This window comes from Bradyrhizobium sp. LHD-71 (genome assembly GCF_031157255.1).
Lineage (GTDB): Bacteria > Pseudomonadota > Alphaproteobacteria > Rhizobiales > Xanthobacteraceae > P52-10.
In genome coordinates, this window is record NZ_JAVIFX010000004.1 from 32,816 (window position 1) to 52,336 (window position 19,521).

Here is a 19,521-nt window from a genome sequence, read left to right on the forward strand (position 1 = left end):
TGGCGCGCTCCTACCGATTGTCGCAATCGGCCGCAAGAAATCAACAATTTGTCTCGTGTATTCTTCATCATGGCGTTCCCGCCCGTAAGAATTTCGCAAAACGATGCCCGCCCATCCCAGCATCAGCATCGCCGCCTGCGCGCTGCACCGCTTTCGACGTGATCGCAACGGCGTGGCCGCCATCGAGTTCGCCTTCATCGCCGCGCCGTTCCTGACGCTGATGTTCGCCATCATCGAAACCGCGCTGGCGCTGCTGGCCAGCACGGCGCTGGAGACCGCGACCCAGGACACGGCGCGGCTGATCATGACCGGTCAGGCGCAGATGAGCGAAATGAGCGCCGCGCAATTCAAGACCAGCCTTTGCACGCGCCTCACCGGGATGATGGATTGTGAGAACGGCGTCGACGTGGATGTGCAGAGCTCTCAGTCGGTCTCCGACATCAAACTGCAGAAGCCGATCGATGATAACGGGAATTACACCGTCACACCCGAATTCAACCCGGGTCGCGCAGGCGACATCGTCGTCGTCCGCACCTTCTACCAGTGGCCGGTATTTGTGCCCGGCCTGGGTTTCAACGCAGGCAATCTCAACAACAACAAGCGCCTGCTCGTTGGAGTCGCCACGTTCCGCAACGAACCGGGGCCATTCTAGATGTCGCGGCTCGGACTGTTGCGGCGGGCCCAACAGCTTGCGGCCGCGAGGGTGCTTCGCGACAACCGCGGCGTCTCCGCGGTGGAGTTCGCCCTGGTCGCCCCGTTGATGCTTGCGCTGTATTTCGGCGCCGTCGAGATCACGCAGCGGCTCGAAGTCCAGCGCAAGGTAACACTCACGGCGAGGTCCTTGTCCGACCTCGTCGCGCAGTCGGTCTCGATCAGCAATGCCGACATGACCAACATCTTCACTGCGGCGAAGTCGATCATGACACCGCTCCCGGAAGGACCGCTGACGGCCAGGGTCTCGGCCGTCAATGTCAATGCAAGCGGCGAGGCGACGATCGGCTGGAGCAGCACATATGGAGATATCGCCGCACGCGCGACAGGATCCAGCGCAACAATCCCACCCGGGCTGCGGCTTCCCAACACCCAGTTGATCTGGAGCGAGATTTCCTACGACTACACGTCGCCCGCAAGCTACTTCGTCGTCGGAACGGTGGAAGAGACCGACCAGTTTTTTGCCCGCCCGCGCCAATCCAGCACGGTCTGCCGGCCACCGGCGGTCACCACCTGCTCGTAGCAACGGCGCCCGGCGAATAACCGCCGGGCTCACATCTTATTAGCGCCGGCGGAACTGCTGACCGCCACGTTGTGCTCCGGGCGGACGCGGCGCGCTCGCGCGCTCGTCCTTGTGCCGGAAGATCAGACGCCCCTTCTCAAGATCATACGGCGACATCTCCACGGTCACGCGGTCGCCCGCGAGCGTCTTGATGCGGTTCTTCTTCATCTTGCCGGCAGTGTAGGCGACGATTTCGTGTCCGGCATCGAGCTGGACGCGATATCGCGCATCGGGGAGGATCTCGGTCACGAGCCCCTCGAATTGGATCAGTTCTTCCTTGGCCATCGGTCTCTCCGAATCGTTATCCTATTTTAGCGCTGTGGCTGCCGGGCGTCGCGGGGACGACCGTGCGAATGTGAATGGGACTTTCCTTTGTGCGGCTCCGTCGGGCGCGCCGGGCGGCTTTCCCGCGCCATGAATGCAACACCGCGCATTCCGTTCTGGCCGTTCTGGGCCTGGCCTTCAACCGTCCCCGGAGCCGTCATCGGTCGGTGACCGGACCCGCCCTTGCGGCGGCGCCGGTTCTTGAAGCCTGCACCTGCGTTGTCTGTCCCGCGCGGCGCATGCGAATTGTGCGCATGGCCGTTCGGCTTCGGACCCCGGCCGGAAGCTTGGTCAGGATCTTGGCGACGATGGTTGCGCGTGTCGCCGGTCCGCTCGGCATGCGAGCGCGTGTCCCCCGTCCGCATGTCCTCGCGGGGAAGGACCTGACGGATCAGCTTCTCGATGTCGCGCAGATAGGCGACCTCGTCGGCGTCGACCAGCGAGATCGCAATACCGTCGGTCCCGGCGCGGGCCGTACGGCCGATGCGATGCACATAGGTCTCCGGCACATTCGGCAGGTCGAAGTTCACCACGTGGCTGACGCCGTCCACGTCGATGCCGCGCGCGGCGATATCGGTAGCGACAAGGGTGCGGATTTCGCCGGACCGGAACGCGGCGAGCGTGCGCTCGCGATGGTTCTGCGACTTGTTGCCGTGGATCGCCTGGGCGGCGATGTTGGCCTTGGCCAGGCCTTTCACCACCTTGTCCGCGCCGTGCTTGGTGCGCGTGAAGACCAGCGCGCGGTCGACCGGTTCGCCCTTGAGAATCTTGGCGAGCAGGCCGGGCTTGGAGCCGCGATCCACCTGGATGATGCGCTGGGACACCCGCTCTGCGGTCGAGGCGACCGGCGTGACGGCAACGCGCACGGGATCGCGCAGCATGTCTTCGGCAAGCTCGGCGATCGCCTTCGGCATGGTCGCCGAGAAGAACAGCGTCTGCCGCTCGGTCGGCAGGCGGGCGACGATCTTCCTGATGTCGTTGATGAAGCCCATGTCGAGCATTCGATCGGCTTCGTCGAGCACCAGAAACTCGACCTGATTGAGCTTCAGTGCATTGCCGCGCACGAGGTCGAGCAGGCGACCCGGCGTCGCAACCATGATGTCGACGCCCGGCATGACGGCGCGCACCTGCCGGCCCATCGGCACGCCGCCGATCGCAAGCGTGGCGCTGAGGCGGAGATGACGGCCATAGGCCTGAAAACTGTCGAGGATCTGTCCGGACAGCTCACGTGTTGGGCTGAGCACCAGCACGCGGCAGCTCTTCGGCGCAGTTTGTTTCCGAGGATGGATCAACCGGTGCAGAATCGGCAGTGCGAAAGCAGCGGTCTTGCCGGTGCCGGTCTGTGCAATGCCGACCACGTCGCGGCCGGTCATGGCAAGCGGGACGGTCTGGGCCTGGATGGGAGTGGGAGTGACGTAGTTCTCTTCGGTCAGTGCGAGAGAGATGGGATCGGCGAGGCCGAAATCCTGAAAAGAGGTCAAAAGGTTTCTTTCTATGAGTCAACACGGGCGCCGGCGCGAGAAGCGTCGGTCGCAAGCGAAGCCTTGTTGATGCCCGCGCGTTTGGAGCATCTGCTTGTGAGCTAGAGAGGCAGGCCAGAAGCCGGAGGAGCCGAAAGGCGTCGACGGATCAGAACACGCAGCCCGCAGTAACCGGATCAAGTCGCGGTCGGTGTTCATATGCGCCATCGCTGCGGTGCTTTCAAGGCATTTCCCATCATGAACCGGCCTCGCGTGACCGGTGAGCCCTGCTGATATTTTATACAATCGCGAAAAAATGAACAACAAAGCGGCAAAATGCCCAAGTTGAGGCCAATGACGCTGCCGAAAAATTAGGCCCACGGCCCTGCCGGCAAGCGCGTTTATCCAAATATTCTACGCATTATCAATGACTTATGCCACATACAAGCCATGGCACAGTTCTTGCGATTCCCTTAACGCAGGCGGCCGGAAGGGCCGTTTCGCAGGTTCTTTACGTCTGCGTCAGGGAGATGACATCGCATGCTTACTCAATTGACCTCGGCCATTGCCCGGCCGCTCAGCCGCCGCAAGGCGCTGGCGACCGCGGCCGGCCTCGCCCTCGGCCTGTCCTTTTTCGGAACCGCCCAGGCCCAGGACACCATCAAGGTCGGCGTCCTGCACTCGCTTTCGGGCACCATGGCCATCAGCGAGACGACGCTGAAGGACACGATCCTCTTTCTGATCGAAGAGCAGAACAAGAAGGGCGGCGTGATGGGCAAGAAGCTCGAAGCCGTCGTGGTCGATCCAGCCTCGAACTGGCCGCTGTTTGCCGAGAAGGCGCGCGAATTGATCACCAAGGAAAAGGTCGCGGTCGTGTTCGGCTGCTGGACCTCGGTGTCGCGCAAGTCCGTGCTGCCGGTATTCAAGGAGCTGAACTCGATCCTGTTCTATCCCGTCCAGTATGAGGGCGAAGAGTCCGAGCGTAACGTGTTCTACACGGGTGCAGCGCCGAACCAGCAGGCGATCCCAGCGGTCGACTATCTCGCCAAGGAAGAGAAGGTGCAGCGCTGGGTGCTCGCCGGCACCGACTACGTCTATCCGCGCACGACCAACAAGATCCTCGAGGCCTACTTGAAGTCGAAGGGCGTCAAGCAGGAAGACATCATGATCAACTACACGCCATTCGGTCACTCCGACTGGCAGACGATCGTCGCCGACATCAAGAAGTTCGGCTCGGCCGGCAAGAAGACGGCGGTGGTCTCGACCATCAACGGCGACGCCAACGTGCCGTTCTACAAGGAGCTCGGCAACCAGGGCATCAAGGCGACCGACATCCCGGTCGTGGCGTTCTCGGTCGGTGAGGAAGAGCTCGCCGGCATCGACACCAAGCCGCTGATCGGTCACCTCGCCGCCTGGAACTACTTCCAGTCGGTCAAGGATCCTGAGAACGAGAAGTTCATCAAAGCCTGGCAGGCCTACACCAAGAATCCCAAGCGCGTCACCAACGACCCGATGGAAGCGCATGTCATCGGCTTCGACATGTGGGTCAAGGCGGTCGAGAAGGCGAAGTCGACCGATCCGGACAAGGTGATCGACGCACTGCCGGGCATCAAGGCCAAGAACCTGACCGGTGGCGAATCCGAGATGCTGGCGAACCACCACATCACCAAGCCGGTGCTGATCGGTGAAATCAAGGCCGACGGCCAGTTCGACGTGGTGTGGAAGACACCCGGCCTCGTCCCTGGCGACGCCTGGTCGAAGGAGCTCGAGGGCTCGAAGGACCTGATCGGCGACTGGGTCGGCAAGAAGTGCGGCAACTGGAATACCAAGACCAACAAGTGCGGTGGCCAAGGCTCTTAAAAGCGGCTCTTAAATCGCCTGACCTCTCACAAGCTCTCCACGACGAACAACGGGAAGGCGGCGGCATCGCCGCCTTCCCTCACAACCTCTGCCGGGGTGGTTTCGTGTTCTCTTCACTGATCAGACGCGCTTGCGCGGCAGTTATTTTCTGCCTGCTCGCCATCGCATTCACCGCGCCTGCCGCTGCCGGTCCTTTCGAGGACGCGGTGGCGCAGTTCGCAAACGATTCCTTTTCGGACACGGAAGCTGCCATCAGCGCCGTGGCGGCAAGCGGCAACGCCCGCGCGCTGCCGATCGTCCAGGCGCTGCAGGATGGCCGTCTGGTCGCCGATCCGGCCACCAAAAAGGTCTACATCAAGGAAAACGACGGCAAGGTCAGCGACGCTGTCACCGGGCAAGCCGTCGCACCGTCGTTCGCCAATCTCGGCAACGTGCGCCTCAACAATCGGTTGCGGCGATCGGTCGAAGCCGCCATCGGCGGATTGACGCTGTTGTCTGCCGATCCGGCGCGGCGGCTGCAGGCGGCGCAATCCGTTTTCAGATCGCGCGATGCTGCCGCGTTGGCTACCATCGAAGGCGCGCTGGAGAAAGAAACCGATGCGTCCGTCAGGCGTGCCTTCACGCAGGCTCGCGCGGCGATCCTGCTGGCTGCGCCTGATGCGCCGGAGGCAAGTCGCATCGAAGCCATCGCCGCGATCCGTGACCGCGGCGACCAGGATGCGCTGGCGCTGCTGACAGGCGTCGCAGCCGATCCGTCGCCGCGGGTGGCGCAGACCGCACAGGCGGCAATCTCGTCGGTGCAGAGCCGGCTCGCGATGTGGTCAGCGGCGCAGAACGCCTGGTACGGCATCTCGCTCGGCTCGGTGCTGCTGCTTGCGGCCATCGGTCTCGCCATCACCTTCGGTGTGATGGGCGTCATCAACATGGCGCATGGCGAGATGGTCATGCTCGGTGCCTACACCACGTTTGTCGTGCAGGAGGTAATCCGCTCGAGCTATCCCGGGCTGTTCGACTATTCGCTGCTGATCGCGCTGCCGCTGGCGTTCCTGGTGGCAGGCCTGATCGGCGTCGCCATCGAGCGCGGCATCATCCGTTTTCTGTACGGCCGGCCGCTTGAAACGCTGCTCGCGACCTGGGGAATCTCGCTGATCCTGCAGCAGGCTGTCCGCACCGCCTTCGGCCCGACCAATCGCGAGGTCGGCAACCCGTCCTGGATGAGCGGCGCGTTCGAGCTCGGCCAGATCACCATCACCTATAACCGCCTCTGGATCGTCGTGTTCACGCTGGCGGTGTTCGCTCTGCTGCTGTTGATGCTTCGCTACACAAGCCTCGGGCTCGAAATGCGCGCTGTCACGCAGAACCGGCGGATGGCGGCATCCATGGGCATCGCCACCTCACGGGTGGACGCACTCACCTTCGGTCTCGGCTCCGGCATCGCCGGCATCGCCGGCGTTGCCCTGTCGCAAATCGACAATGTCAGCCCGAACCTCGGCCAGAGCTATATCATCGACAGCTTCATGGTGGTGGTGTTCGGCGGCGTCGGCAATCTGTGGGGCACGCTGGTCGGCGCCTTTACGCTCGGCATCGCCAACAAATTCCTCGAACCTGTCGCCGGCGCCGTGCTGGGCAAGATCGCCATCCTGGTGCTGATCATCCTGTTCATCCAGAAGCGGCCGCGCGGGTTGTTCGCCCTCAAGGGACGGGCGGTGGAAGCATGAGTCACCTGCTGATCCGCTCGCTCGACCGCAGCGCGATGGTCTTCCTCGTGATCATCGCTGCCGTTGGCATCGTCGTGCCGCTGCTCAATCTCCTGGTGCCACCGACCTCGTTCTTCCATGTGCCGACCTATCTGGTGGCGCTGTTCGGCAAATATGTCTGCTACGCGCTGCTCGCACTGTCGATCGACCTGATCTGGGGCTATTGCGGCATCCTTTCGCTCGGCCACGGAGCGTTCTTCGCGCTCGGCGGCTATGCGATGGGTATGTACCTGATGCGGCAGATCGGAGGTCGCGGCGTGTACGGCAACCCGCTGCTGCCGGACTTCATGGTGTTCCTGAACTATCAGTCGCTGCCTTGGTACTGGCACGGCTTCGACATGTTCTGGTTCGCCGCCTTGATGGTGCTGCTGGTGCCAGGCCTGCTCGCCTTCGGCTTCGGCTGGCTGGCGTTCCGCTCGCGCGTCACCGGCGTCTACCTGTCGATCATCACCCAGGCGATGACCTATGCGCTGCTGCTCGCCTTCTTCCGCAACGACTTCGGCTTCGGCGGCAACAACGGCCTCACCGACTTCAAGGACATCCTCGGCTTCAACGTCCAGGCGCAGGGCACACGGGCGGCGCTGTTCGTCCTGAGCTGTATCGCGCTGGTGATCGGCTTCCTGATCTGCCGCGCCATCGTCACCTCGAAACTCGGCAAGGTGCTGCTCGCCATCCGCGACGCGGAATCGCGCACGCGCTTCCTTGGCTATCGCGTGGAATCCTACAAGCTGTTCGTGTTCACGCTGTCGGCCTGCATGGCCGGCGTCGCCGGCGCGCTGTACGTGCCGCAAGTGGGGATCATCAATCCGAGCGAGTTCGCGCCGGCCAATTCGATCGAGGCCGTGATCTGGGTCGCCGTCGGCGGGCGTGGCACGCTGACGGGCGCCGTGCTCGGCGCGGTGCTGGTCAACTACGCCAAGACCGTGTTCACCTCCGGCGTGCTGGCGCCTTACTGGCTGTTCATGCTCGGCGCGCTGTTCGTGCTTGTCACGCTGCTGATGCCGCGCGGCATCATCGGCACGCTGCAGCAGTGGTGGGAGCCTTGGCGCGCCCAGCGTGCCGAAGCCAGGTCAGCACCGGCGACGCCGGCCGCACAAGCACCGGCGGAGTGACCGATCATGACCCCTCGCACCACCAACGCCCTTCTCTATCTCGACGGTGTCTACGTCGCCTTCGACGGTTTCCGCGCCATCAACAACCTGTCGCTGGCGATCGAGCCCGGAGAGATGCGCGCCATCATCGGCCCGAACGGCGCCGGCAAGACGACGATGATGGACATCATCACCGGCAAGACACGCCCCGACGAAGGCGAAGTCTATTTCGACGGCAACGTCGACCTGACACGGCTTGACGAAACCGAAATCGCCGAGCTCGGCATCGGCCGCAAATTCCAGAAGCCGACCGTGTTCGAAAGCCAGAGCGTCGAGGACAACCTCACGCTGGCGCTCAATGTCGACCACAGCGTGCGCGGCACCCTCTTTTGGCGCAAGACGCCAGGCGAGGTCGAGCGGATCGAACGGGTGCTGGAGACGATCCGCCTCAAGGAGGCACGCCACCGGCTGGCTGGCGGCCTGTCGCACGGTCAGAAGCAGTGGCTCGAAATCGGCATGCTGCTGGCACAGGATCCGAAGCTGTTGCTGGTGGACGAGCCGGTCGCCGGCATGACCGATGCGGAGACGCACCAGACCGCGGAACTCCTGAAAGAGATCAACAAGGAAAAGTCGGTCATCGTCGTCGAACACGACATGACCTTCGTGCGCGAGCTCGGCGTCAAGGTCACATGCCTGCATGAAGGCTCGGTGCTGGCCGAAGGCACCATCGACCAGGTGTCGGCGAACGAGCGCGTGATCGAAGTGTATCTGGGACGGTAGCAATGCTCGACGTCAAGGACATCAGCCTTTATTACGGCGCGGCGCAGGCGCTGCGCGGCGTCTCGCTCGCAGCCCTGCCCGGCAAGGTCACCTGCGTGCTCGGCCGCAACGGCGTCGGCAAGACCAGCCTCCTGCGCGCCATGGTCGGGCAGCAGCCGATCACAACCGGCGAAATCCTGTTCGAGGGTCAGGACATCAACGCGCTGAAGCCTTTTGAGCGTGCACGGCGCGGCATCGGCTTCGTGCCGCAGGGCCGCGAGATCTTCCCGTTGTTGACGGTGGAGGAAAACCTGCGCACGGGCTTCGCGCCGCTCAAACGCGACGAGCGGCACATTCCCGACGACGTGTTCTCCCTGTTTCCGGTGCTGCAGTCGATGCTTGGACGGCGCGGCGGCGACCTTTCCGGCGGCCAGCAGCAGCAGCTGGCGATCGGCCGCGCGCTGGTGATGCGGCCGAAGCTGTTGCTGCTCGACGAGCCGACCGAAGGCATCCAGCCGTCGATCATCAAGGACATCGGTCGCGCGATCTCATACCTGCGCAACCTTGGCAGCATTGCGATCGTTCTGGTCGAGCAATACCTCGATTTCGCGTGCGAGCTTGGCGACCATTTCGCGGTGATGGACCGCGGTGCCGTGACATTCACGTGCGACCGCGCCAACCTTGATTCCAGCGCGATCAGCCGGGCTATGGCCTTGTAACCACGGTTCGCAACATCGTCATTCCGGGAGAGGCGATGCCATTGGCTTCGCAGGACACAACGCAAGCGTCGGAGCTCTTCGCGGCCAATCGCGCGGTCGGCGCGGTGACGTTCGAGACCATCCTGTCGGGCGGCACGACACGCCGCGGGCGCGTGCATGAGGCAGGCTCGCTGCGTGTCCGCTTTCCGTCGCCTGAAACCGACGGCCTTTCCGCCGTGCTGGTCAACACCGCAGGCGGCATCGCGGGCGGCGACCGGTTCACAGTCACGATCGACGCAAACGCCGCCACAGCGGTGACGCTGACGACAGCCGCGGCCGAAAAGGTCTATCGTTCGCATGGTCCCGCTGCCGAGGTCGGCGTCAGCTTGAGCGTGCAGACGGGGGCGCGTCTTGCCTGGCTGCCGCAGGAGACGATCCTGTTCGATCGCGCCCGGCTTTCGCGCCGCATCGACATCGATCTTCATGACGACGCGTCGCTGCTGCTCGCCGAGATCGTCGTGTTCGGGCGCGCCGCCATGGCCGAGACGATGCGTGACGGCGTTTATCGCGACCGCTGGCGGTTACGTCGCGACGGCAGGCTGATTTTTGCCGAAACCGTGCAGCTCGAAGGCGACATCGGCGTCAAGTTGGCGCATCCGGCAATCGGAGGCGGTACCGTCGCCGTCGCAACCGTGCTGATCGCTCCTGCCGACCAGAGCGTTGCCGACCGTGTGCATGAGCTTGCTGCCACATTCGCCGGCGAAGTTGGCATCTCGGCCTGGAACGGTTTTGCGCTCGCCCGCTTCTGCGCTAAGGATGCCGCGGATTTGCGTGGTGACGTGATGCGCCTGCTGGCGCAGGTCAATGCAAGCGCACTGCCGAGACTGTGGCTCACTTGACGCAAGGCTTCCTTAATCAAGGCTTCTCGCTCAACGCTTCCTCACTCAAGACTTCCTCACCCCAAGGCTGCTCGATGAACCTCACCCCGCGCGAAAAGGACAAGCTCTTCATCTCGATGGCCGCCATCGTCGCCCGCCGAAGGCTCGAGCGCGGCGTCAAGCTCAACCATCCGGAAGCGGTGGCGCTGATTTCTGATTTCATCCTCGAAGGCGCGCGCGACGGACGGACTGTCGCCGACTTGATGCAGGCAGGCGCGCAGGTGCTGACGCGCGCACAGGTGATGGACGGGATTGCCGAGATGATCCACGACATTCAGGTGGAAGCGACGTTTCCGGACGGCACGAAGCTCGTCACGGTGCACGAGCCGATCCGCTGAAGCCGGTCTTACAACAAAGAAAACGGAGGCGCGCATGATCCCCGGAGAGATGTTCGTGCAGGACGGCGAGATCGTCCTGAACGAGGGGCGCAAGACGGTGACGCTGACCGTTGCGAACGCCGGCGACCGGCCGATCCAGGTCGGCTCGCACTATCATTTCTTCGAAACCAACCCGGCATTGAAGTTCGACCGCAAGCGCGCACGCGGCATGCGGCTCGACATCGCCGCCGGCACGGCCGTGCGCTTCGAACCGGGCCAGACGCGGGAGGTGACGCTGACGGCGCTTGCGGGCAACCGCACCGTCTACGGCTTTCGCGGCGAGGTCATGGGAAAACTCTAGAGCGCTATCCGATGCGTTTAAATCGGAAAGCGCTCTAGATTCTTTGTTTGATCGCAATTTGCTCTAGAGGGGGCATGCCATGTCGGCCAGAATCAATCGTTCCGTTTACGCCGACATGTTCGGCCCCACTGTCGGCGACCGCGTGCGGCTCGCCGACACCGATCTGATCATCGAGGTTGAGAAAGACTTCACCGTCTACGGCGAAGAGGTGAAGTTCGGCGGCGGCAAGGTGATCCGCGACGGCATGGGCCAGAGCCAGGTCACCAACAGACAAGGCGCGGTCGATACCGTCATCACCAACGCGCTGATCGTCGACACCTGGGGCATCGTCAAGGCCGATGTCGGCCTCAAGGACGGCAAGATTCATGCGATCGGCAAGGCCGGCAATCCCGATATCCAGCCGAAGGTGACGATCGTGATCGGTCCCGGCACCGACGTGATCGCGGGCGAAGGAAAGATCCTCACGGCCGGCGGCTTTGACAGCCACATCCACTTCATCTGCCCGCAGCAGATCGAGGACGCATTGATGAGCGGCGTCACCTCGCTGCTCGGCGGCGGCACCGGCCCCTCGCATGGCACGTTCGCCACCACCTGCACGCCGGGGCCGTGGCATATCGGCAGGATGATCCAAGCATTCGACGCGCTGCCGGTCAATCTCGGCATTTCCGGCAAGGGCAATGCCGCACGGCCGGCTGCGCTGGTCGAGATGATCAAGGCCGGCGCCTGCGCGCTGAAACTGCATGAGGACTGGGGCACGACGCCGGCGGCGATCGACAACTGCCTGAGCGTCGCCGACGACCACGACATCCAGGTGATGATCCACACGGACACGCTGAACGAGTCCGGGTTCGTCGAGGACACCGTTAAGGCGTTCAAAGGCCGCACCATTCACGCATTCCATACCGAAGGCGCGGGCGGCGGACATGCGCCGGACATCATCAAGGTTGCAGGGCTGAAGAACGTGCTGCCCTCGTCCACCAACCCGACCCGGCCCTTCACGCGCAATACCATCGACGAGCATCTCGACATGCTGATGGTGTGCCATCACCTCGATCCGTCGATCGCCGAAGACCTCGCCTTCGCCGAAAGCCGCATCCGAAAGGAGACGATCGCCGCCGAGGACATCCTGCACGACATCGGCGCACTGTCGATGATGTCGTCGGACAGCCAGGCGATGGGGCGGCTCGGCGAGGTCATCATCCGCACCTGGCAGACTGCCGACAAGATGAAAAAGCAGCGCGGGTCGCTGCCGCAGGACAAGGCGGGCAACGACAATTTCCGAGTGAAGCGCTACATCGCCAAATACACCATCAATCCGGCGATCGCCCAGGGCGTGTCGAAGCTGATCGGTTCGATCGAGAAGGGCAAGCTCGCCGATCTCGTGCTGTGGTCGCCGGCATTTTTCGGCGTCAAGCCCGATTGCATCATCAAGGGCGGCAGCATTGTCGCCGCTCCCATGGGCGATCCGAACGCCTCGATACCGACACCGCAGCCCGTGCACTACCGGCCAATGTTCGGCGCGCTTGGACGCGCGCGAACGGCCTCGTCCGTGGTCTTCACCTCGAAAGCCGCGATCGCCTCCGGCCTCAAACGGAAGCTGGGCATCGAAAAGGAACTTTACGCGGTCAAGAACACCCGCCGCGGCATTTCCAAGAAGAGCATGATCCACAACGACGCCACGCCGACGATCGAGGTCGACCCGGAGACGTATGAGGTTCGTGCGGACGGAGAGCTCCTGACCTGCGCGCCGGCGGAGGTGCTGCCCATGGCGCAGCGGTATTTCCTGTTCTAAAAGATGCTCCCAACAACAAAGAAGCCGGGAGAGTTGAATGATCTATGTCGTCGCCACCACCGAGGTGAAGCCTGAGCATCGCGACGCCTTCATCAAGGGCGTCAAGGATTGCATCGCGACCACCCAAAAGGAAGACGGCTGCATCTATTACGACAGCCATGTCAGCGTGAACAATCCGAACCTGTTCGTCATCGTCGAGCGTTGGGAATCGCGCGAGGCGCTGGACGCGCACGGCCGCGCCCCGCACATGAAGACCTGGCGCGAGCTTTCGGCGCCGTACAAGGCCTCGCCGACCGTGATCGAGATCATCACCCCTGCCGACGTGATCAAGCGCTGAGGATACGAAGAATGCTGCGCGCCACATCCGTCAAAGCCGCACAGACGTGGCGCGAGACGCCTGCCGATACGGTCGTGCTCGAATTCGACGACCGGCATCGGCGGCGGCTGGCGATGACGGGCACCCGGGGGCTGGAATTCCTGCTCGATCTGCCGGATGTGATTGCGCTGCGGGGCGGCGACGCGCTCGTGCTCGAGGACGGACGGCTGATCGAAGTCGTTGCAGCGGCAGAGCCGCTGGTCGAGATCCGTGCCAGGGACACGATGCATCTCGTTCGCATCGCCTGGCATCTCGGCAACCGGCATCTGCCGACCCAGATCATGGCCAAGGCGCTGCGCATCCGCCGCGACCATGTGATCGAGGAGATGGTGCGCGGGCTCGGCGCGCGGGTGATCGAGATCGAGGCTCCGTTCGATCCCGAGGGCGGCGCATACGCCAGTGCGTCGCCGGACGGCGGGCACACCCACGACCGCCACGGCCACGACCATGCGCACGGCCATGGCCAGGCTCATCACGGACATGCGCATCATCACCATGAGCACGGCGAGGCGTGCGATCATGACCACGCCCATGATCACGGTCACGCCCACAAGCATCGTCATGGGTCGTAGCAAGGGCCCGTCCCTGCCCCTGCCCCTGCCCGGCTCGCAGTCGGACACCGGTTCAGACGCGGCGAGTTCGATCCACCACGCCGCGCTTTATCGCCTGATGACGTGGCTCTCTCCGTCGTTTCCTGTGGGCGCGTTCTCCTGGTCGAGCGGCATCGAATGGGCGGTCGAAGCAGGTGACGTCAGCGATGCAAAGATGCTCGAGAGTTGGCTCACCGCGATGCTTGCGGAGGGGCCGGGCTTTTGCGACGGCATATTCCTCTGTCATGCTTGGCGCGCCGGCGCTGCGGCCGACGATGCCGCCTTGATCGAAGTCGCAGAACTTGCTGCGGCATTCACGCCGACCCGCGAGCGGCATCTGGAGACGACGGCCCAGGGCCGCGCATTTGCCGACATCGCCGGCACGACATGGAATTGTGATACGCTCGAGCAGCTCAAGCGCATCTGGACCGGTCCGATCGCCTATCCCGTCGCGGTCGGCACGGTGGCCGCGGGCCACAGCGTACCGCTCGATCTGAGCCTGCACGCCTTCCTGCACGCGCAAGCAGCCAACTGGATTTCCGCAGGCGTGCGGCTGGTCCCGCTCGGCCAGACCGACAGCCAGCGCGTCATGGCCGCGCTGGAGCCTGTCGTGACATCCACAGCACAGCGGGCGCTGGATGCGTCCCTCGACCAGCTCGGCAGCGCGACGTTTCGCGCCGACCTTGCGAGCATGCATCACGAAACGCAGTATACAAGGCTGTTCCGCTCATGAGCACGAGAACCCCTATGGCGACGACGCAGACTGCGAAGCAACGCACCACAAGTCCTAACGGGCCGTTAAGGGTCGGCATCGGCGGGCCGGTCGGCTCCGGCAAGACGGCGCTGATGGACCTGCTCTGCAAGAGCATGCGCGAAACCTACGACATCGCCGCCATCACCAACGACATCTACACCAAGTGGGACGCCGAATACCTCGTGCGGGCCGGTTCGCTCACGCCCGAGCGCATCGCAGGCGTCGAGACCGGCGGGTGTCCGCATACGGCGATCCGCGAGGATGCATCCATGAACCTTGCCGCCGTTGCCGATATGCGCACGAAGTTTCCAGGGCTGGATCTGGTGCTCATCGAATCCGGTGGCGACAACCTGGCCGCGACCTTTTCCCCAGAACTCGCGGACTTGACCATCTATGTGATCGACGTTGCCGCGGGCGACAAGATTCCCTCGAAGGGCGGTCCCGGCATCACTCGCTCCGACCTTCTGATCATCAACAAAATCGACCTTGCGCCCTATGTCGGAGCGTCGCTCGACAAGATGCGCACGGACGCGACCCGGATGCGCGGTGACCGGCCATTCGTGATGACGAACCTGAAGAAAAGCCAAGGTCTCGATCAGATCGTTGCGTTCATTGAAAAAAAGGGCGGCTTGCGCGCGGCCTGAGCGCCGGACGACCGCGAGCCAAGCCGCTGTGTTTCCGAGCCCCTGGCCGGAACGCATGCACCGCGGAGCAGTTAACGTCAGGCATGTGTGACCATCCGGGCCGACGATGAACAACTACGAACGCCTGTTTCTGGGGCTGATCTTTGCCGGGATCCTGATGATGGTCGTCGGGCTCGGATTGATGTTGTCTCCTGCCCGTTTGACGGATTCCCGCCTCGCGACTGCCTTCAAGCAAGTAGTCGATCGCGCCCCGACCTACCTGACGCGCTCCGGCGACAGCGCGCGTGAACCGTTGTCGATCCGGTAGCGGACCGAAACGGGTGCTAAAAGTTAACGCGCCGCGCCCGCCAGCAACCCGCGGGTGGAACGAATTCAGAGGCCTGCCGTTAACCTACTTAGACTTCAGCCACCGGCGGCAAGGGTCTGCACCACGAGCGAGACTTGTGCAGCAATGAGCGCGTTGCCATTATTCGGCTCAAGCCTGATTGTCGTGCAGCAGCTCCATCGCAGCGTTTCGAGAATCGCTTCCCAATATCGTTGTACCTAGAGTAGTCGCTTGGTTCGGCTGGGATTCATCGTTGTTCTGGTTGCCCTGATCGGTCTGCTTGTTTCAGGACTCGTCGCGCTTCGAGTCTATGAGCAGGAGATCGTGATCGAGGAGGCCGCGCTGTCGCGTGCGATCGAAACGCACGGCCGGCGCGTACAGGAACGATTGTCGGAACGCGAGTTGCTGACGCGCGTCGCAGTCGGACTGATCCGCTCGGCGCAACCGCTGCACCCGAATGCCTTGCAGCCGCTGCGCACATCGATCTACGCATTCAAGACCGATTTCGTGCTGGCGACGTGGATCGCCAATCTGACACCTGCCGATATCGGCAGGGCGGAACAGATTCTCGCCGAGACCGGCTATCCCCGCCCGACCATCCGCAATGCGGACGACTCGCCCATACGCGGCAACCTGCCGGCCTCGTTCAACGTTCTGATGGACGTCGAACCCCGGACCGCAGAAACCCTCGGTCTGGCCGGACGCATTCTTGACCGCGCGCCGCCGTTCGGTCCGGCGATCGCCGCGGCCTTGGCGCGGCGCGCGCCGGCCGCATCCGACCCCGTGCTGCTGCCGCAATCCGACGGCGATGCCGGCATCCTGCTCGCCGCACCTGTGTTTGCCGAGAACGGAGGTCCGCTGACCGGGTTCATCTCATTCTCGTACCGGATCGGTCCGCTGATGCTGGTCAACGATGAACCGTCGCTGTTCAACGTGACCTTGCGGGATCCGCGCAACGAATCTCTGGAGTTCTCGGCCGACCGAAACGGCCACGTCGGTGCCGCGACCGCCGTCCCCACGCGCGGAAGCGTGCCGCTGCTGCAGGGTGTGACGTTCGGCGGCCGGGATTTTGCGCTGAGTTACTATGCGAGGGTCGACCCAACCGCGCGCGCGCAATCGCTCGCAGCGATCGTAATGATCGTCGGCGTGGCGCTGACGAGCATTCTTTGCGGCCTGTTTGGATATGTCGCCTACAACAATCTGCGGCTCAGCCGCGAGATCGAAGCGCGCATCAGCTTCGAGGCGCGATTGAGTTCTGTGATCGCTGAGCTCAATCACCGCGTCAAAAACGTCCTGGCCGTGATCCAGTCGATCGTCACGCGGACCATGCGGCCGGGCGCCGATGTCGAGCAGGCACGCGACATGCTGATCGGCCGCATCCACGCCATGTCGCATGTCATCTCGCTGCTGAGTGACTCGCATTGGCAAGGCGCCCGTTTGAAGAGCCTGTTGGTTTCACGGGCGATCCCCCACGCGGACCGGATCGTTGCGACAGGCCCGGACATCATCGTCAGCGCGCGGGCAGCGCAAAGCCTCTGCCTTCTGTTCTTCGAACTGGCGACCCAGGCAAATGCCGGGACCGACGGCGCCACCCTGCGCATCACCGTGCACTGGCAAGTGACCGGCAAGGGCCAGAACGAACTCTTTCAGCTGAAATGGGAAGAATTCAACGTCAGCGCAGCGACGCGGCGCGAAGACACCGACTTCGGAACCATCCTTCTCGATCGGGTGGCGCCGGAAGCGCTTGGCGGCACGTCCAAGCGCTATTTCACTGACGCAAGCTACGTTTTCGAGATTTCCGCCCCGATGCGTACGGTTCTGGACAAGACCGAGATGGACCGCACGGGCCGCCTTTCCGGCCTGCTGCCGCCCAAGTAGCAGCATGCCAGCGGGACCCTGCCGCGTCCCTCAAACATCGAAGGGGATCAAACATGTACCCTCTTCACGCCGGTGTTCAGCACCGGGAGAGGGTTCGAACCGTCGGCCGGCGCGCGTCGCGCGCCGGCCGCCACGTTTTCCGGAGTTAACCGTTACCGCCGTTAACCGTTACCGCCGATCACCGCGCGGATGGTGTTATCGGGACCGAAGTCGTCGGCGCCTTCGACATAGAGCAGGTTGCTCAGCTTCGAACGTGCGCGATTGACCCGGCTCTTGATCGTACCGACCGCGCAGCCGCAGATCGCCGCTGCATCCTCGTAAGAGAATCCGGATGCGCCGACCAGGATCAGCGCCTCACGCTGATCCTGTGGAAGCTTGTCGAGCGCAGCACGAAATTCCTCGAATTCGATGTGCACGTTCTGGCTCGGCTGCGACTTCAAGGTCTTGGCATAGCTGCCATCGCTGTCCTCGACCTCGCGCCGCCGCTTCCGGTAGTCCGACCGGAACAGGTTGCGCAAAATCGTGAAGAGCCAAGCGGGCAGGTTCGATCCTGGCTGGAAGGAATCGATGTTGGCGATGGCGCGCAACAGCGTCTCCTGCACCAGATCGTCCGCTCGATCGGCGTTTCCGCTCAAGGATATTGCGAAGGCGCGCAAATTCGGCACCGCCGCAAGGATGTCGTCACGCAGGCTGTCTGTGAGAGGCATTAGTCGGACCCCTCCGTAGGTTTCGCGGCATTCGGATCGTCCAGTCGTCGGACCAGTTCGGCGAACCGCTCCGGCACGCCCTGCCGCACGACGTCGTCGTACATCGCGCGCAGTTGATGGCCGATCCGAGCCTGAATCTCCGTGTTCAGGCCGCCGGGCCGCTTGTCCCGCGGCGAATTGCCACCAGGCGTACCAGGTGAGTTGGGGAGACTTCCTTGGGACTTCAATTCTTTCATGACCCCGATCCGTAAATGATCTCGAGAAATGTCAGACTGCGTTGCGGGGCATTTTTTATAGACTTTTGAAGCCCTTGCCGCCGTTCCATAGTGGGCCTAACTCAGCCATAGGAGAAAGGTTCCGAACTTTAAGGGAACTTTTCACGAGTTTCGACGTAGTCATAGTCTTTCGTGGGCCCGGTCGCTAAAGGCATGGCCACGAACTGCATTATCGATGGAGGGGCGATGTCTCGATCCCAGCTTGTTGCCGAACATCTGCCGCTGCTGCGGCGCTACTCGCGGGCGCTGACCGGTAACCAGGCCTCTGGCGACGCCTATGTGGCGGCGATGCTGGAGGCTCTGCTGCAGGACCCAAGTCTGCTCGACGAGAGCAAGGGAGCGCGTGCCGGCCTGTTCCGCCTTTTCACCAAGATCTGGAACTCAGTGGCAATTAACGAGAATGTCGATGTGGTGCCGCTGCATGTGCGGCCCGAACAGCGGCTCTCGAACATCACGCCGCTTCCGCGCCAGGTCTTTCTCCTGCTTTCGCTCGAGGGCTTTTCCGAGGGCGAAGTCGCCTTCATTCTGGACTGCGACATCAAGGACGTGCGCCAGTATTCCGAGATGGCCGGACGCGAACTCGCCGCCGAGATCGCAACCGACGTTCTCATCATCGAAGATGAGACATTCATTGCCATGGACCTGGAGAGCCTCGTCAAGAACCTCGGACACAACGTGATCGGCGTCGCCCGCACCCACAAGGATGCGGTGGAGATCGCGCGCCGGAAAACGCCTGGCCTGATCCTGGCCGACATCCAGCTTGCCGATGGCAGCTCGGGCCTTGATGCAGTGAATGAGATGCTGAAGACCTTCGAGGTGCCGGTGGTGTTCATCACCGCTTATCCGGAGCGCTTCCTGACCGGCGAACGGCCGGAACCCGCATTCCTGATCTCCAAGCCGTTCCAGCCGGCTATGGTCTCGGCAGTCGCAAGCCAAGCGCTGTTCTTCCAGCGCAATTCCCGCAACCGGACTCCGCGCGCGGCGGCCCTTTAGGCCCGACCTGTCATTTGATGGATCTCCGAAGCATTAAACGCCGGTCCTTCGGACCGGCGTTTTGCTTTGTGCTGGCGTTAATGGGTCGGCAAAAAACAAAAAATAAGGGCGCAGCCGGCATCACCACGGCTGCGCCCCATATCGCCGGCTAACTAGGGGCAGGGGGAATAGCCGGCTTGCGATGAAGACTCCCATAACGGGAATTCGTTCCATCGATATCCCGCCGATTCTCAAAAATATTTTTACCGCCCATAGCCCGTGACCTCCGTCCGTCAGGAACCTGGAGCGGAGGCGGAGCGTTTTTCCCGGCAACCAGAACATCGCAGCAGCGAAGCAAGAATTGCCGAGG

General features: G+C 63.0%; 22 protein-coding genes. 18 read left to right on the top strand and 4 right to left on the bottom strand.

Going from position 1 to position 19,521, the window contains the following annotated elements:
- The first annotated feature begins 103 nt into the window (after positions 1-103).
- Together RCO31_RS04775 and RCO31_RS04780 are read left to right on the top strand one after the other, a co-directional pair.
- Positions 104-652 carry a TadE/TadG family type IV pilus assembly protein gene (locus RCO31_RS04775; RefSeq protein ID WP_308967095.1) on the top strand — a complete coding sequence of 183 codons (549 nt, stop codon included), beginning with the start codon at positions 104-106 and terminating at the stop codon, positions 650-652.
- Entirely contained in the window at positions 653-1,234 is a 582-nt protein-coding gene (locus RCO31_RS04780) for a pilus assembly protein (protein WP_308967096.1), read from the top strand.
- Positions 1,235-1,273: 39 nt separating this feature from the next.
- On the opposite strand, the gene infA is transcribed toward RCO31_RS04780, so the two are convergent.
- Together infA and RCO31_RS04790 are read right to left on the bottom strand one after the other, a co-directional pair.
- Complete coding sequence (infA, locus tag RCO31_RS04785) at positions 1,274-1,558, bottom strand: translation initiation factor IF-1 (protein ID WP_308967097.1); 285 nt, start codon at positions 1,556-1,558, stop codon at positions 1,274-1,276.
- Between the two features lie 26 nt (positions 1,559-1,584).
- Positions 1,585-3,078 carry a DEAD/DEAH box helicase gene (locus tag RCO31_RS04790; protein ID WP_308967098.1) on the bottom strand — a complete coding sequence of 498 codons (1,494 nt, stop codon included), beginning with the start codon at positions 3,076-3,078 and terminating at the stop codon, positions 1,585-1,587.
- 519 nt (positions 3,079-3,597) lie between these two features.
- On the opposite strand from RCO31_RS04790, the gene urtA reads away from it, so the two are divergent.
- The 15 genes from urtA (at position 3,598) to RCO31_RS04865 (ending at position 17,197) form a co-directional block, all read left to right on the top strand.
- Entirely contained in the window at positions 3,598-4,917 is a 1,320-nt protein-coding gene (gene urtA / locus RCO31_RS04795; RefSeq protein WP_308967099.1) for an urea ABC transporter substrate-binding protein, read from the top strand.
- A gap of 116 nt (positions 4,918-5,033) precedes the next feature.
- Positions 5,034-6,635: an urea ABC transporter permease subunit UrtB gene (gene urtB, locus RCO31_RS04800; RefSeq protein WP_374991430.1), complete on the top strand. Its 1,602-nt coding sequence runs from the start codon at positions 5,034-5,036 to the stop codon at positions 6,633-6,635.
- On the top strand, positions 6,632-7,786 hold the full coding sequence (urtC, locus tag RCO31_RS04805) for an urea ABC transporter permease subunit UrtC (RefSeq protein WP_308967101.1): 1,155 nt from the start codon (positions 6,632-6,634) through the stop codon (positions 7,784-7,786). Before urtB ends, urtC begins: the two co-directional genes overlap by 4 nt.
- Before the next feature lie 6 nt (positions 7,787-7,792).
- Complete coding sequence (urtD, locus tag RCO31_RS04810) at positions 7,793-8,545, top strand: urea ABC transporter ATP-binding protein UrtD (protein ID WP_308967102.1); 753 nt, start codon at positions 7,793-7,795, stop codon at positions 8,543-8,545.
- A 2-nt stretch (positions 8,546-8,547) separates the two neighbouring features.
- A complete protein-coding gene (gene urtE, locus RCO31_RS04815) occupies positions 8,548-9,243 on the top strand; it encodes an urea ABC transporter ATP-binding subunit UrtE (RefSeq protein ID WP_308967103.1) in 696 nt (231 codons plus the stop codon).
- Between the two features lie 35 nt (positions 9,244-9,278).
- Positions 9,279-10,121, top strand: coding sequence for an urease accessory protein UreD (locus RCO31_RS04820; protein ID WP_308967104.1), 843 nt, complete (start codon positions 9,279-9,281; stop codon positions 10,119-10,121).
- A gap of 74 nt (positions 10,122-10,195) precedes the next feature.
- The gene (locus tag RCO31_RS04825) at positions 10,196-10,498 is read left to right on the top strand and encodes an urease subunit gamma (RefSeq protein WP_308967105.1); all 303 of its coding nucleotides are present in this window, start codon (positions 10,196-10,198) and stop codon (positions 10,496-10,498) included.
- A gap of 34 nt (positions 10,499-10,532) precedes the next feature.
- Entirely contained in the window at positions 10,533-10,838 is a 306-nt protein-coding gene (locus RCO31_RS04830) for an urease subunit beta (protein WP_308967106.1), read from the top strand.
- A gap of 79 nt (positions 10,839-10,917) precedes the next feature.
- Positions 10,918-12,630, top strand: coding sequence for an urease subunit alpha (ureC, locus tag RCO31_RS04835; protein ID WP_308967107.1), 1,713 nt, complete (start codon positions 10,918-10,920; stop codon positions 12,628-12,630).
- A 37-nt stretch (positions 12,631-12,667) separates the two neighbouring features.
- A complete protein-coding gene (locus tag RCO31_RS04840) occupies positions 12,668-12,967 on the top strand; it encodes a putative quinol monooxygenase (protein WP_308967108.1) in 300 nt (99 codons plus the stop codon).
- Positions 12,968-12,978: 11 nt separating this feature from the next.
- Positions 12,979-13,578, top strand: a complete 600-nt coding sequence (locus RCO31_RS04845; protein ID WP_308967109.1) for an urease accessory protein UreE — start codon at positions 12,979-12,981, stop codon at positions 13,576-13,578.
- Positions 13,526-14,329: an urease accessory protein UreF gene (locus tag RCO31_RS04850; RefSeq protein ID WP_374991422.1), complete on the top strand. Its 804-nt coding sequence runs from the start codon at positions 13,526-13,528 to the stop codon at positions 14,327-14,329. Before RCO31_RS04845 ends, RCO31_RS04850 begins: the two co-directional genes overlap by 53 nt.
- A gap of 14 nt (positions 14,330-14,343) precedes the next feature.
- Complete coding sequence (ureG, locus tag RCO31_RS04855; protein WP_308967110.1) at positions 14,344-14,994, top strand: urease accessory protein UreG; 651 nt, start codon at positions 14,344-14,346, stop codon at positions 14,992-14,994.
- Between the two features lie 106 nt (positions 14,995-15,100).
- Positions 15,101-15,301 (top strand): hypothetical protein, encoded by a 201-nt coding sequence (locus tag RCO31_RS04860; protein ID WP_308967111.1) that lies wholly within the window; start codon positions 15,101-15,103, stop codon positions 15,299-15,301.
- A 249-nt stretch (positions 15,302-15,550) separates the two neighbouring features.
- Positions 15,551-17,197: an HWE histidine kinase domain-containing protein gene (locus RCO31_RS04865; RefSeq protein ID WP_308967112.1), complete on the top strand. Its 1,647-nt coding sequence runs from the start codon at positions 15,551-15,553 to the stop codon at positions 17,195-17,197.
- 161 nt (positions 17,198-17,358) lie between these two features.
- On the opposite strand, the gene RCO31_RS04870 is transcribed toward RCO31_RS04865, so the two are convergent.
- Positions 17,359-17,904: a sigma-70 family RNA polymerase sigma factor gene (locus RCO31_RS04870; protein ID WP_308967113.1), complete on the bottom strand. Its 546-nt coding sequence runs from the start codon at positions 17,902-17,904 to the stop codon at positions 17,359-17,361.
- Complete coding sequence (locus tag RCO31_RS04875; protein ID WP_308967114.1) at positions 17,904-18,140, bottom strand: NepR family anti-sigma factor; 237 nt, start codon at positions 18,138-18,140, stop codon at positions 17,904-17,906. The genes RCO31_RS04870 and RCO31_RS04875 overlap by 1 nt, the downstream gene beginning before the upstream one ends.
- A 225-nt stretch (positions 18,141-18,365) precedes the next feature.
- Here RCO31_RS04875 and RCO31_RS04880 point away from each other — a divergent pair, with 225 nt between their 5' ends.
- Complete coding sequence (locus RCO31_RS04880) at positions 18,366-19,172, top strand: response regulator (RefSeq protein WP_308967115.1); 807 nt, start codon at positions 18,366-18,368, stop codon at positions 19,170-19,172.
- Positions 19,173-19,521: the final 349 nt, after the last annotated feature.

What these genes read in the sequence shown, in the direction of transcription:
- urtC (WP_308967101.1), top strand. Translation starts at nt 6,632, where the DNA reads ATGAGTCACCTGCTGATCCGCTCGCTCGACCGCAGCGCGATGGTCTTC.
- RCO31_RS04870 (WP_308967113.1), bottom strand. Translation starts at nt 17,904, where the DNA reads ATGCCTCTCACAGACAGCCTGCGTGACGACATCCTTGCGGCGGTGCCG.
- RCO31_RS04850 (WP_374991422.1), top strand. Translation starts at nt 13,526, where the DNA reads ATGACCACGCCCATGATCACGGTCACGCCCACAAGCATCGTCATGGGT.
- RCO31_RS04780 (WP_308967096.1), top strand. Translation starts at nt 653, where the DNA reads ATGTCGCGGCTCGGACTGTTGCGGCGGGCCCAACAGCTTGCGGCCGCG.
- ureC (WP_308967107.1), top strand. Translation starts at nt 10,918, where the DNA reads ATGTCGGCCAGAATCAATCGTTCCGTTTACGCCGACATGTTCGGCCCC.
- RCO31_RS04775 (WP_308967095.1), top strand. Translation starts at nt 104, where the DNA reads ATGCCCGCCCATCCCAGCATCAGCATCGCCGCCTGCGCGCTGCACCGC.
- urtA (WP_308967099.1), top strand. Translation starts at nt 3,598, where the DNA reads ATGCTTACTCAATTGACCTCGGCCATTGCCCGGCCGCTCAGCCGCCGC.
- RCO31_RS04830 (WP_308967106.1), top strand. Translation starts at nt 10,533, where the DNA reads ATGATCCCCGGAGAGATGTTCGTGCAGGACGGCGAGATCGTCCTGAAC.
- RCO31_RS04875 (WP_308967114.1), bottom strand. Translation starts at nt 18,140, where the DNA reads ATGAAAGAATTGAAGTCCCAAGGAAGTCTCCCCAACTCACCTGGTACG.
- RCO31_RS04840 (WP_308967108.1), top strand. Translation starts at nt 12,668, where the DNA reads ATGATCTATGTCGTCGCCACCACCGAGGTGAAGCCTGAGCATCGCGAC.
- RCO31_RS04820 (WP_308967104.1), top strand. Translation starts at nt 9,279, where the DNA reads ATGCCATTGGCTTCGCAGGACACAACGCAAGCGTCGGAGCTCTTCGCG.
- RCO31_RS04860 (WP_308967111.1), top strand. Translation starts at nt 15,101, where the DNA reads ATGAACAACTACGAACGCCTGTTTCTGGGGCTGATCTTTGCCGGGATC.
- infA (WP_308967097.1), bottom strand. Translation starts at nt 1,558, where the DNA reads ATGGCCAAGGAAGAACTGATCCAATTCGAGGGGCTCGTGACCGAGATC.
- RCO31_RS04845 (WP_308967109.1), top strand. Translation starts at nt 12,979, where the DNA reads ATGCTGCGCGCCACATCCGTCAAAGCCGCACAGACGTGGCGCGAGACG.
- urtD (WP_308967102.1), top strand. Translation starts at nt 7,793, where the DNA reads ATGACCCCTCGCACCACCAACGCCCTTCTCTATCTCGACGGTGTCTAC.
- ureG (WP_308967110.1), top strand. Translation starts at nt 14,344, where the DNA reads ATGGCGACGACGCAGACTGCGAAGCAACGCACCACAAGTCCTAACGGG.
- RCO31_RS04825 (WP_308967105.1), top strand. Translation starts at nt 10,196, where the DNA reads ATGAACCTCACCCCGCGCGAAAAGGACAAGCTCTTCATCTCGATGGCC.
- urtE (WP_308967103.1), top strand. Translation starts at nt 8,548, where the DNA reads ATGCTCGACGTCAAGGACATCAGCCTTTATTACGGCGCGGCGCAGGCG.
- RCO31_RS04880 (WP_308967115.1), top strand. Translation starts at nt 18,366, where the DNA reads ATGTCTCGATCCCAGCTTGTTGCCGAACATCTGCCGCTGCTGCGGCGC.